We start from the raw sequence: 11,185 nt of genomic DNA, 5'->3' as shown, positions 1-11,185 counted from the left end.
TACGTGCGCCGGGCCTCCTGGACCGTCCGCCCGCGCCGAAGCGGTTCGGCGACGGCTTCCGTCCCGCCGTCCTCTACTCCGGGCTCAGGGAGGCGTACGACCTCGCCGCCCCCGAGCTGCGGGCCGGGCGGGCCCCGGCCGGGGGCGAGGCCCTGGACCGGTTCGTCGCGGCCTGGGCGGAGGCCGGGGGTGCCCGTGACGGCGCGGCGTTCCGGCGACGGCTGTCCGGCGTCCTCGCCGACGAGCCCCGACTCGACCACTACTGGGACGTGGTGTCCGAGCTGGCGACCCCGCCCGGCGCCCCGCCGGAACCCACACCGGGTGCGGCCGAGGCATGGCTGCGCGAGGCACTCACCGGCACGGCCGGAGACGCTGACGAAGGCACCCGGATGCGGTCGTGCTCGCATGAGTGACCTCGGCGACGCGCACCTGCGCTCCTGGGCGCTGCGCTTCATGACCCTCCTCGCGGCCGGCCCCGAGGATCAGCTCGGGTGGCTGGGTGAGCAGGCGGTGGGGACGGCTTCCGTGGTCGAGGAGGTGCTGTTGCTCTGCCGGACCTGGGAGGGGCTGGTGGAGCGCGGGGTGGGCGAGCCGGCAACCCTCAGCGCCGCGCGGGCCATGGGGCGACGGCTCGCTCACTTCGCCGACGCGCCTCACACCGGGCTCTGGGCCGATGAGCTGGCCGCGGAGCCGGTGTGGGGCGACGTACGGTCCCTTGCCCGGCAGTTCCTCCTCACGGAGCTGGGCGACTGGCGTCAGCCGCTACCCCGTGCGGACACGGCCTAGGGGCGCGGCTGGGGGGACGACGGGGCCTTGCGGTGCACGTCGCACTCCTTCTTCGTGAGGGGGTGCCGGTCGCCCGCGCGGCGGGAGCAGAGGACGGTGCGGTCGTAGTGGGCGCCTCCGGTGTTGGCGACGCGGACCAGGGAGATGGCGTAGTTGTCGCGGGTGCCGGGTTCGAGGCCCTGGTCGCGGGCGTCGTCCTGGGTGACGGCGGTGAAGTCGATGCGGCCGGTGGCGAGGTTGTCGATGTTGGTGCGCAGCAGGCCGGACCATGCCTCGGCCCGCCCGCGCGGCTGCCCGTCGCCGGTCGCGGCCCGGTAGAGCACCTCGGTGGCGTCGTGCATGAGCATCGTCTGTCCGTCGCTGAGCGCGCTGTCGGTCTGCGGGGTCGCCGCGCTCAGGCCGATGATCTTCTCCTGCCCGGGGCCGAGTTTGCGCAGGTTGTTGACGAAGATGGTGCCCTGGTTCTTGGTGCCGGGGGCGGTGAGGACCAGGTGGTAGAGGGTGACGTTGGCGGCGACGCTGCTGCGCTCGGAGTCGAAGCCCGCCTGGGAGAGGTCGTCCCCGGCGAGGACCGCGATCTGCTTGCCGTTGCAGCCGGGCTCGGAGGTGATGCCGTCCATCAGGGCGTTGACGTCCTCGGTGCGGCCCGCGAAGTAGACGACACGGGGCACCTCGCCCTCCTGGCAGATCTGGTCGACCTGACGGCCGAGAACCGGGCGGCCGTTGCTCAGCTCGTATCGTTCCAGCCGGTCGACCCGGTAGCCCACGTCGGTGAGCATCCGGGCGCCGTGGTCCATCTGTTCGCGGGTGTAGCGGTCATGGGTGACGGGACTGCGGCCGAGGACGACGGCGCGGCCGGCGGTGCCGTACCCGTGGGTGCCCGGGGCACGCAACTGCTCCGCCAGCAGTTTCAGTTGCCGTACCTGCCACTGGTCCGTGGCCGCCAGGTTGAAGAAGTTGGGCTTGTCCAGCAGCCAGGTGCCGGAGTTGGTGCCGGAGACGACAGGGAGTTCGGCCTGGCGCAGGGTCTCCAGCACCTTGTCGGTGTCGGTCATGTCGCGGCCGATGCCGACCACGCCGACGATCGTACGGTCACGGCGTGCCACGTCCACGATCCGCTCGGCCATCGTGACCTGACTGGCCATGTCCGTACCACCGTTGGCGACCAGCAGGCGGAGCTTCACCGGCTGGGAGGCGTTGTTGGCGTGCTGGGCGATGTAGGCACCGCGCAACTCCTCGAAGCCCTTGACCAGTTGGTCGTCGTTCTTGCCCTCCGGGTCGGGTCCGCTGAGTGGACCCGCGTAGACCAGCGTGACGTAGTCGCTGTCGCCGATCGACGCGTTCTCCTCGCGGATCAGTTCCTGGAGCTGCCGCGCGACCGGGAAGGTGACCCCTCCCGTCGCCACGCCGACGCACTCGGGGCCCTTGCCGCCCGGCGTCTCGACCCGGCGGGTGTCCTGGTTGGCGCCGCGCAGGTCGCTGGAGCAGTACTGGCTGGTCAGCCGGTGGTCGCGGACGCCGAGCCCGAGCCCGGTGGCCGCGAGGACGAGGGCCAGCGCGGGCAGGGACCACAGCCAGGTCCAGCGGGGGCGCCCGGTGGACAGCCGGGAGCGGCGCGGGGAGCCGACGCCGAGGTCGGGGTGGAGCAGCAGCCCCTCCGGCAGCGGCACCCGCAGCACCCAGGGCAGGGTCCTGCCCTCCAGACTGGGCGACTGGCTGACCCGGCGGGCGCGGTTCCAGCTCGCGTACCAGGCGGGCAGGTCGGCACCCGAGCCGTTGAGGTGGCTCGCGGCGGGCTCGGCCGCGTAGCTGCGCTGCAGCAGGGCGATGTCCTCGTGCCGTACGGCGGCGATGACGAGCAGCGGGTCGAGTTCGCTGCGGATGCTGCGGATGTCGCTGATGGCGCGGACGAGTTCGATCAGGCCGTTGTCGGGGGTGGCGTCGGGCAGGACGAGGACCGGTGGGGTGGGGCGCTTGCGTCCGCGCAGATCCAGCGACCAGGCGCGGTGCGCGTCACGCAGGTCCTCGCGCAGGGCGTGCACCCGCAACTGGAGGTGGCGGCGCTGGGCGTCCTCGTCGCCGCTGCCGGTGCGGTGCTCGTCGAGGAGGCCGCCGTCCTGGATGTCCCGCGCCACGGCGGCGACCCGCTGGCGTACCGCCCCCGGCGGCCAGAGCCGCAGCAGGCGCCAGGTGAGGCCCTCGCCGCGGTCGGCGCGCGGGCCCTGGTTGAGGTAGGTGGTGCTGAGGAACCAGCGGACCTCGCGGCGCAGCCCGAGGAACACCGGCGCGCGTCCCGGCAGGATGCTCAGGGCGAGCAGCGCGGTCATGACCACGGCGAGGAACAGCAGCGTCACGTACCAGGGCTTGTCGGTGATCAGTACCGCGACGACCGCGATGAGCAGGGCGGGGACGGTGCGGGAGGCGTCGGTGACGGCGTCGCGCAGCCTCGCCGTCCACTGGATGCCGCCGGGCCGCCAGCCGGTGCGGTTCAGCCCGTGCAGCAGTTCGTCCGGCTCGGCGTCGGGGCCGGCCTCCCGCACGACGTTCTCTATGGCGAGGAGCAGCTCACTGCGCGGGAAGGTGTACTGGCCGTACTGACGTCCGCCGCCGCGCCAGGCGTGCGGCTCCACGTACGGCTCGCTCCCGGACCGGGCGCGCTTGCCGCCGAGCGCCTGGACGACCCGCAGGGCGCGCACCATGGGGCTGCCGCCGTCGGTGGGGTCGACGAGCGCGGACTGCCGGACGGCGGCGAACGGCACTCCCCTGGACCGCAGTTCCTGACGCAGCTCGGCGAGGCTGCCGCGTACCGCCTCGTCGCCCTCCGGTGATCCGCCGTCCGCGTACAGCACGAATTCCGGCAGCGCCATGGGGCTGCGGCGCCGGAACGCCTGGAAGATCGCGTCCAGCATCTCGATGAGACGCGGGGTGGTCGCGTAGTGCCGTCGGCTGTCTGCGCTGCCCAGGCGGGTCACCAACTCAGGCTCCTCACGGTCGACTTCGTACTCCTTCCGGACAAGGAGTGGTGTGAAGTCTGCCCAGCCGGTGAGCCGGGCGAGGGAGAGTGGCACAAATGTGACCAGCCCGCAGCGGTGAGGGCATCCGGGGCGATGCCGAGCCCGCGCGCCTGCCGTTGCTCGTCCGAGGTCTCACCACGGGTTCCGTGGGGAATTCCCCCAGGGAAATCCCGCGAGCCACGAAAAGGCGGGTGTCACGATTTCATACGGCCCTTGGTGACGAGTGGGCAACGATTCAGGAAAGGCCGGGCACGAAAGAACGGCGTGCGGCGAAACCTCACACCTCACCGGTGCGGGTTCCGCTGCACGCCGTTCCTCCGGGACGCGCCGCGGATTCAGTCCTTGGCGGCGTCCTTCAGCTTCTCCTTGGCCTGGCGGGTGTCACCCGTGGCCTGCTCGGCGCGGCCTTCGGCGGTCAGCTTCTCGTTGCCCACCCCGCGGCCCGCGGCCTCCTTGACCTTGCCGCTCGCCTGCTCGGTCGTGGCCTTGGCCTTCTCGCTGGCGCTCATGCCGCTCACCTTTCGCTGTGCCGCTGTTGCCTGACGAGAGGTCGGATGACCGCATCCGCCGCACGTAAACCCGTGAACCGGATGTAATTCATGTGTGTGTACGGCGAGGATGCGGGCATTCGGCGGTCAGGAGGTTGATAAACATGGTTCCCCTGCTTCTGGTTCTTCTTCTGGCTCTGATTCTTTTCGGTGCGGGCTTCGCGCTCAAGGCACTGTGGTGGATCGCGGTGATCGTGCTCATCGTGTGGGTGCTCGGCTTCATCGTGCGCCCCGCCGGCAGTGGCGGCCGCAAGGGCCGTTGGTACCGCTGGTAGAAGCGCGCCCTGTGTGATGAAGTGGCCCGGCCGGATTCGGCCGGGCCACTTCGCCGTGTCCGGGAACGGGCGTATCGCCGCGCTTGATGGGGTACGAGGAGAACGTCGGCCCCACGGGGGACCGCAGTGGAACCCTGCACCTCCTGCCCCGTGGGGCCGACCCGCGTCCACCGCGTCGCGTCTCCCGGCGTCACCCCATTGCCCTGCTCCGCGTGCGCCCCTCACGGCCGCACCCGAGTGTGGTGCAGGTGTCGTCGAGCCCGTGAGGGAGAGTCATGATCGTCAAGTTCCTGTACGACAAGGGTCTGCGCAGCGAGCACGCCAACAACGTCGCCTGCGCGGCCATCGGCCTGTCCGTCGCGTCCTGGTTCGCCTCGCGCACGGTGGAGGGCAAGGGTCTGGACCGGGCCGACCGGTGGGGCATATTCGTCGCCACCTGGCCCGCCACCTGGTTCGGCCTCGGCCAGGCCCTGAGCCAGTACGAGCGCACCGTCGTCTCCTTCGGCCGCTGACCGCGCGGGCAACGCAGAGCACCGGCCACGCCGGTACCGGCTACAGCCAAGGAGAAACGGCATGTCGCACGTGGAAGAGTCCATCGAGGTCAACGTCCCCGTACGGGACGCCTACAACCAGTGGACCCAGTTCGAGGACTTCCCCCAGTTCATGGACGGGGTCGAGCGCATCGAGCAGCGCACGGAGTCCCTCCTCCACTGGAAGACGAAGATCGCCGGGGTCGAGCGGGAGTTCGACGCGGAGATCGTCGAGCAGATCCCCGACGAGCGCGTCGCCTGGACCAGCATCGGCAGGGAGGCCCGCCAGGCCGGGGTGGTCACGTTCCACCGCCTGGACGACGGCACGACCAAGGTCATGCTCCAGCTCGACTACGACCCGGAGGGGCTGGCCGAGAAGGTCGGGGACAAGCTGGGCTTCGTCAAGCGCCAGGCCACCGGCGACCTGAAGCGGTTCAAGTCCTTCATCGAGGAGCGGGGCGGCACCGCCACCGGCGAGTGGCGCGGCGAGGTCTGAGCACGGCCTCGCGGTGAGGGGCGGGCTCCCGCGAGCCCGCCCCTCACCGCGAAAAGAGGTGGACCCCGTCATGATCGGTCGGGTAGCTTGCGGTCGACCGTGACACCGCCCGAGGAGGTGAGACCCATGAACGCTGTATCGACGTGGGTGCTCCCCCTTTCGCGTCACGGCCGGCGACCGACGTAGGTGTCGCCGGGAGCGCCTCCACACCAGGCACTCCCGAAAGGCACCACCATGAACGCTCTGCGATTCACCGCCGAGTCGTCCTCGGACGGCATCCGCGAACGCGACTTCACCCTGGGCGACGTCCCCGGCGTCCTCTGGTCCCCCACCGCCACCGGTCCCGCACCCCTGGTCCTCATGGGACACGGCGGCGGCACGGCCAAGCGGCACCGCGCGATGGTGGGCCGCGCCCGCCTCCTCGTGACCCGGTGCGGCTTCCACGCAGCCGTCCTCGACGCGCCGGGTCATGGCGACCGGCTGCGTTCCGCGCAGGACGAGCAGGACGTCGCCGAGCTGCGCCGGGCCCAGGCGGCGGGCGCGCCGGAGGCGCCGGTCGTCGTGCCGTACAACGCCCGGCTGGCCGAGCAGGCCGTGCCCGAGTACCGGGCGGCCCTCGACGCCCTCCAGGAACTCCCGGAGATCGGCACCGGCGGGCCGGTCGGCTACGTCGGCCTGGGTCTGGGCATGGCGATCGGGATGCCGCTGGTGGCGGCCGAGCCCAGGATCACCGCCGCGGTCTTCGGCATGACCTGGCCGGACGCCGTGTTCGAGGCGGCGAGGCGCATCACCGTGCCGGTCGAGTTCGTCATGCACTGGGACAGCGAGCGCATTCCGCGCGAGGCGAGCCTCGCCCTGTTCGACGCCTTCGCCTCGCCGGAGAAGTCGCTGCACGCCAACGCGGGTGGGCATGTCGCCTGGCAACTGACCGAGGCCGACAGCGCGACCCGCTTCTTCGCCCGGCACCTCTCACCGGCCCGACCGTGAAACGGCGGCGCCCGGTGTGCGCACCGGGCGCCGCCGTACGGCACGTGTCTACCGGCTCGAACTCGACAGGTTCTCCTTGACCTTGGCGATGGCGAACCCCCAGCCCTGCTGGACGGTCGTCTTGCCGGGTACGGCGATCTCGTCGGGGTTGGTGAGCACGTCCAGCAGGACGGGCCCCGGCTCGGCGAACGCGCGCTTCACCGCGTCGGTCAGGTCCTCGGGCCGGGTGACCCGGATGCCGGTGATGCCGAGGGCCTGGGCGACGGCCGCGAAGTCCGGGTTGTCGAGGACCGTGCCGAACTCCGGCAGCCCGGCCTGCTCCTGCTCCAGCTTGACCATGCCGAGGCGCTGGTTGTCGAAGACGACGAGCTTGACCGGCAGTTGCTCGGTGCGGATGGTCATCAGGTCGCCCAGCAGCATGGACAGCCCGCCGTCGCCGCAGAAGGCGACGACCTGCCGGTCCTTGTCGAGCATCTGCGCGCCGATCGCCTGCGGCATGGCGTTGGCCATCGAGCCCAGGTTGTAGGAGCCGAGCAGACGGCGGTCGCCGCGCATCTCCACGAACCGGGACAGCCACACCGTGGCCATGCCGGTGTCGGAGGTGAAGACGGCGTCCTCGTCCGCGACGGCGTCCACGGCCGCGGCCAGCGCCTCGGGCCGTACGAGGTGCGAGCGGTTGTCGAACTTGGAGCGGACCTTGCCGATCAGCCCGCGGTCGTGGCCGGGCGAGGCGAGGTCCCGCTGGCCGTCCTGCCACTTGGTGAACTTCTCGCGCGCCGAGTCGAGATGACCCCGGTCCGTGCGCTGCCGGACGCGCTCCAGCAGCCCGCGCACGGTCGGGCCGACGTCCGCCGCGAGCCCGACGTCCACCGGCACGCGGCGCCCGATGTGCTCGGCGACCCGGTCGATCTGGATCACCTTCTTCCCCTCCGGATACCAGTCGCGGTACGGGAAGTCGGTGCCGAGCAGTACCAGGGTGTCGGCATGGTCCATCGCGTGGGCGGCGGCCGGGTTGCCGATGAGGCCGGTCTGGCCGACCTGGTAGGGGTTGTCGCCCTCGAAGCCCTCCTTGGCCTTGAGGGTGATCACCATCGGCGCGGCCAGCCGCTCGGCCAGGGCGAGCACCTCCTCCCGGCAGCCGCGCGCTCCCCGGCCGACGAGCAGGGTGACCTTGCCGCCGTCGTCGATCACGGAGGCGGCCTCGTCCAGCGCGGGGTCGTCCGGCCGGTTGGCGGAGCCGGTCAGGGACAGCCGGACCGGCCGGTCGTCCGGCACCTCCAGGTCACCGACGTCACCGGGCACGGTGAGTACGGCGACCCCGCGCCGGCCGACGGCGGTGCGCACGGCGACCTCCAGCAGCGCGGGAAGCTGCGCGGGCGAGGTCACGGTGGCGCGGAAGACGGCGACGTCCTTGAAGAGCAGGTCGTTGTCGACCTCCTGGAAGTAGTCGGTGCCGATCTCCGCCTGCGGGACCTGGCCCGTGATGGCGAGGACCGGCGTACCGCTCTTCGCGGCGTCGTACAGGCCGTTCAGCAGGTGGACCGAGCCGGGACCGACCGTGCCCATGCACACTCCGAGCGTGTCGGTGAGCTGCGACTGGGCACCGGCCGCGAAGGCCGCCGCCTCCTCGTGGCGGCAGCCCACCCAGGACACGGACTCGGAGGCGCGGATGGCGTCGGTGAACGGGTTGAGCGCGTCGCCGACGACGCCGAACACCTGGCGTACGCCGAGTTCCTCCAGCGTGTCGACGACGAGACGGGCGACGGTGCGGGCCATGGGGCGTGTCCTCTCCGCGGGCCCTTCGGGGCCCGCTGCTGCGGTACGGCGGACGGTGTGCCGCGTACCTGTACGGGTGCCTGCGGTTCAGCCGGTGAAACGGTCCGGGTCGGCGGCTTTCCAGTCGGCCGCCCAGTCGGCCGGGGGCTGGCAGGTCAGCTCGCCGGGGGCCAGCCAGTCGTAGAGCGCGGCGTAGGAGCGGAAGTCGCCGGTCGGCGTGTCGCGGCGGCGCAGCATCTCCGGGCGCAGGTCCCTCGGGTCGGTGACGCCCATCGCGGCCATGATCTGCTGCGCACTGCGGACGGTCGCCTCCTGGTAGCGGCGAACCCGGTCGGACTTGTCGGTGACATCGAGGGCCCGGGCGCGGCGCGGGTCCTGGGTGGTGACGCCGGTGGGGCAGCGGTTGGTGTGGCAGCGCTGGGCCTGGATGCAGCCGACGGCGAACATCATGCTGCGTGCCGCGTTGGTGTAGTCGGCACCCATGAGCAGCCGCTTGACCAGGTCCGAGCCGGTGGCGACCTTGCCGCTGGCGCCGACCCGGATGCGGTCGCGCAGCCCGGCGCCGGTCAGGGCGTTGTGGACGGTGATCAGCCCCTCGGTGAGCGGCATCCCGAGGTGGTCGGCGAACTCCAGCGGCGCGGCGCCGGTACCGCCCTCGGCGCCGTCGACCACGATGAAGTCGGGGGTGACGCCCTCGGCCAGCATCGCCTTGCAGACGGCGAGGAACTGGGTGCGCGAGCCGGGGCAGAGCTTGAACCCGACCGGCTTGCCGCCCGCCAGCTCCCGCATCCGGGCCAGGAACCGGACCAGCTCGCGGGGGGTGTGGAACTCCCGGTGGTACGGGGGTGAGATCACCGTCTCTCCCTGCGGGACCCCGCGCACCTCGGCTATCTCGGCGTTGACCTTGTCGCCGGGCAGGACGCCGCCGATGCCGGGTTTCGCGCCCTGGGACAGCTTGAGCGAGACGCACTTGACGGCGGGGTGCGCCGCCTTCTCGGCGAACTGCTCGGCGTCGAAGCCGCCGTCCTTGGTCCGGCAGCCGAAATAACCGGTGCCGATCTCCCACACCAGGTCGCCGCCGGGGCGCAGGTGATATTTGGAGAGGCCGCCCTCGCCGGTGTCGTGGGCGAAACCACCGCGCGCCGCACCGGTGTTGAGGGCGAGGACCGCGTTGGCGGAGAGGGAGCCGAAGCTCATGGCGGAGACGTTGAGCAGCGCCATGTCGTACGGCTGGGCGCAGTCGGGCCCGCCGATCCGGACCCTGGGCGGTGTGTCGGGTGTGTCGACGGGGGCCATCGACGGCACCAGGAACTCGTAGCCCCGCTGGTACATGTCGCGTTCGCTGCCGAAGGGCTCCTCGGCGTCGATGCCCTTGGCCCGCTCGTACACGATGCTGCGGGTGTCGCGGTCGTAGGGACGGCCGTCGAAGTTGCGCTCCACGAAGTACTGCTGGAGCTCCGGGCGGATCGCTTCGAGCAGGTAGCGGGCGTGGCCGATGACGGGGTAGTTGCGCAGCACCGTGTGCCCGCGCTGGAGCAGGTCGTAGCTGCCCAGCAGGCCCAGGGCCGCGAGGACGCCGGCAGCGAACCACCACCAGGGGGACACGAGGACGGCGGCGGACACCGCGGCCGCCGCGCCGATCAGAAGGAGACCCACGGCTCCGAAACGCACCATGTGTTTCCCGCTTACCGCTGCCGCGACTCTCATGCAGGGGCCGGGTAAGGAACGCACATGAGTTCGGCCCGGCCGTGCCGAGCGGCCGCCGGCTTCCTCGGCCGCTCGGCGCTGTGGGCTTCAGCGTCTGCGGCCCCGGGTGCTCCAGCCGGCGCCGATGCCCGCGACATGCAGGGCCAGCAGGGCGAGGCCGATCAGCATGACGTTGGTCGAGCTGAAGGTGTCGTTGGTGGAGATGTCCGCCGCGTTGATGAGGAAGGCGATGAAGAACAGGACCGCGGAGATGATGGCCAGCACGATGTGCTCCCCTTCGGATGAGTGAGGTGGTGCGGAACACTGACCGAATGCCCGTGAAGGGGTGCGCCAGTCACCCTTTCACCGCCCGGCCTTCGCACACGCCTCATCGCTCTTGCGGTCCTGATCCTCCGTCAATATTTGTTACCAACAGTCGCGTTCAGCGTCGGACGCGGACTGAAGGACTTGACGCCGTCCGATGGTGTCGTCCACGGCCTGCACCGTAGGAACCAACCTTGTCGAAACTCTGTGGAGGTCCCCGGTCCTGCGGGCAGGAGTCGATGTACCTGATTCCGACTGGAGGGTGTGACGAGATGAGCGACCAGAACGAGAGCCCGGCGGACGTCGTGCGAGCGCTGTACGCCGCGCTCAGCGAGGGCGACGTCAAGGGCATCCTCGCCCGGCTGGCCCCCGACGTGATCGTGGACGAACCGAACCGGCTCCCCTACGGGGGTGTGCACCGGGGCCGCGAGGCGTTCGCGGAGGCCGTCCTGGGCGGGATGACGGCCCACGCGGACATGACCATCACCGGCGTGGACGTCTTCGAGGGCCCGGCCGGGATCGTCGGCCGCCTCACCGGCACACTGAGGGCCCGCTCGTCCGGCGAGGAGTACCAGCTGACCCTGGTCGAGCTCCTCCGGGTCGAGGACGGCCTGGTGCAGGAGATCGACGTCTACACGAAGAACCCCGAGGGCGTGGCGGAGTTCTTCGTCCACGCGGAGTCCCCTCACTCCGGATGATCGGCATCCAGCCGGGCCAGTCCCTCCTCCCACCGTCGCCGCCTCTCCTCCCCCGACTCCTCCCA

11 protein-coding genes and 1 pseudogene are annotated in these 11,185 nt (G+C 71.3%); 7 read left to right on the top strand and 5 right to left on the bottom strand.

Features of this window, described 5'->3' with window-relative positions; translation table 11 throughout:
- Nucleotides 1-413: pseudogene (locus tag CCN33_RS31855) on the top strand (MerR family transcriptional regulator); the annotation flags it as partial.
- Nucleotides 406-786, top strand: coding sequence for a hypothetical protein (locus CCN33_RS31850; protein ID WP_086691627.1), 381 nt, complete (start codon nt 406-408; stop codon nt 784-786). The pseudogene CCN33_RS31855 and the gene CCN33_RS31850, both read left to right, overlap by 8 nt.
- Here the strand turns inward: CCN33_RS31850 and CCN33_RS31845 are convergent.
- Together CCN33_RS31845 and CCN33_RS05270 are read right to left on the bottom strand one after the other, a co-directional pair.
- Nucleotides 783-3,758, bottom strand: a complete 2,976-nt coding sequence (locus tag CCN33_RS31845) for an ABC transporter substrate-binding protein (protein WP_483027234.1) — start codon at nt 3,756-3,758, stop codon at nt 783-785. The genes CCN33_RS31850 and CCN33_RS31845 overlap by 4 nt on opposite strands.
- A 377-nt stretch (nt 3,759-4,135) precedes the next feature.
- Nucleotides 4,136-4,309, bottom strand: coding sequence for a CsbD family protein (locus CCN33_RS05270; protein WP_086691623.1), 174 nt, complete (start codon nt 4,307-4,309; stop codon nt 4,136-4,138).
- 143 nt (nt 4,310-4,452) lie between these two features.
- Here CCN33_RS05270 and CCN33_RS05265 point away from each other — a divergent pair, with 143 nt between their 5' ends.
- From CCN33_RS05265 to CCN33_RS05250, 4 genes are all read left to right on the top strand, one after another.
- Nucleotides 4,453-4,623 carry a hypothetical protein gene (locus tag CCN33_RS05265; protein ID WP_030805403.1) on the top strand — a complete coding sequence of 57 codons (171 nt, stop codon included), beginning with the start codon at nt 4,453-4,455 and terminating at the stop codon, nt 4,621-4,623.
- A gap of 275 nt (nt 4,624-4,898) precedes the next feature.
- Complete coding sequence (locus CCN33_RS05260; protein ID WP_086691622.1) at nt 4,899-5,135, top strand: hypothetical protein; 237 nt, start codon at nt 4,899-4,901, stop codon at nt 5,133-5,135.
- Between the two features lie 61 nt (nt 5,136-5,196).
- Complete coding sequence (locus tag CCN33_RS05255; protein WP_086691620.1) at nt 5,197-5,649, top strand: SRPBCC family protein; 453 nt, start codon at nt 5,197-5,199, stop codon at nt 5,647-5,649.
- A 234-nt stretch (nt 5,650-5,883) separates the two neighbouring features.
- Complete coding sequence (locus CCN33_RS05250; protein ID WP_086691618.1) at nt 5,884-6,636, top strand: dienelactone hydrolase family protein; 753 nt, start codon at nt 5,884-5,886, stop codon at nt 6,634-6,636.
- A gap of 48 nt (nt 6,637-6,684) precedes the next feature.
- On the opposite strand, the gene CCN33_RS05245 is transcribed toward CCN33_RS05250, so the two are convergent.
- The 3 genes from CCN33_RS05245 to CCN33_RS05235 form a co-directional block, all read right to left on the bottom strand.
- Nucleotides 6,685-8,412, bottom strand: coding sequence for a thiamine pyrophosphate-dependent enzyme (locus CCN33_RS05245; RefSeq protein ID WP_086691616.1), 1,728 nt, complete (start codon nt 8,410-8,412; stop codon nt 6,685-6,687).
- 87 nt (nt 8,413-8,499) lie between these two features.
- On the bottom strand, nt 8,500-10,086 hold the full coding sequence (locus CCN33_RS05240) for an FMN-binding glutamate synthase family protein (protein ID WP_086691614.1): 1,587 nt from the start codon (nt 10,084-10,086) through the stop codon (nt 8,500-8,502).
- 120 nt (nt 10,087-10,206) lie between these two features.
- A complete protein-coding gene (locus CCN33_RS05235; protein ID WP_086691612.1) occupies nt 10,207-10,383 on the bottom strand; it encodes a hypothetical protein in 177 nt (58 codons plus the stop codon).
- A 311-nt stretch (nt 10,384-10,694) separates the two neighbouring features.
- Here CCN33_RS05235 and CCN33_RS05230 point away from each other — a divergent pair, with 311 nt between their 5' ends.
- Nucleotides 10,695-11,120, top strand: a complete 426-nt coding sequence (locus CCN33_RS05230; RefSeq protein ID WP_086691610.1) for a nuclear transport factor 2 family protein — start codon at nt 10,695-10,697, stop codon at nt 11,118-11,120.
- The last annotated feature ends 65 nt before the right edge of the window (nt 11,121-11,185 follow it).

This window comes from Streptomyces recifensis, assembly GCF_002154615.1.
Taxonomy (GTDB): Bacteria; Actinomycetota; Actinomycetes; order Streptomycetales; family Streptomycetaceae; genus Streptomyces; species Streptomyces griseoluteus.
The sequence above is the reverse complement of the archived record's forward strand: the minus strand, read 5'-3'. Positions and strand labels throughout refer to the sequence as shown.

Bases quoted from the DNA above. Each gene is read 5' to 3' on its own strand.
- CCN33_RS31850 (WP_086691627.1), top strand. From the start codon at position 406: ATGAGTGACCTCGGCGACGCGCACCTGCGCTCCTGGGCGCTGCGCTTC.
- CCN33_RS05270 (WP_086691623.1), bottom strand. From the start codon at position 4,309: ATGAGCGCCAGCGAGAAGGCCAAGGCCACGACCGAGCAGGCGAGCGGC.
- CCN33_RS05265 (WP_030805403.1), top strand. From the start codon at position 4,453: ATGGTTCCCCTGCTTCTGGTTCTTCTTCTGGCTCTGATTCTTTTCGGT.
- CCN33_RS05260 (WP_086691622.1), top strand. From the start codon at position 4,899: ATGATCGTCAAGTTCCTGTACGACAAGGGTCTGCGCAGCGAGCACGCC.
- CCN33_RS05255 (WP_086691620.1), top strand. From the start codon at position 5,197: ATGTCGCACGTGGAAGAGTCCATCGAGGTCAACGTCCCCGTACGGGAC.
- CCN33_RS05250 (WP_086691618.1), top strand. From the start codon at position 5,884: ATGAACGCTCTGCGATTCACCGCCGAGTCGTCCTCGGACGGCATCCGC.
- CCN33_RS05245 (WP_086691616.1), bottom strand. From the start codon at position 8,412: ATGGCCCGCACCGTCGCCCGTCTCGTCGTCGACACGCTGGAGGAACTC.
- CCN33_RS05240 (WP_086691614.1), bottom strand. From the start codon at position 10,086: ATGGTGCGTTTCGGAGCCGTGGGTCTCCTTCTGATCGGCGCGGCGGCC.
- CCN33_RS05230 (WP_086691610.1), top strand. From the start codon at position 10,695: ATGAGCGACCAGAACGAGAGCCCGGCGGACGTCGTGCGAGCGCTGTAC.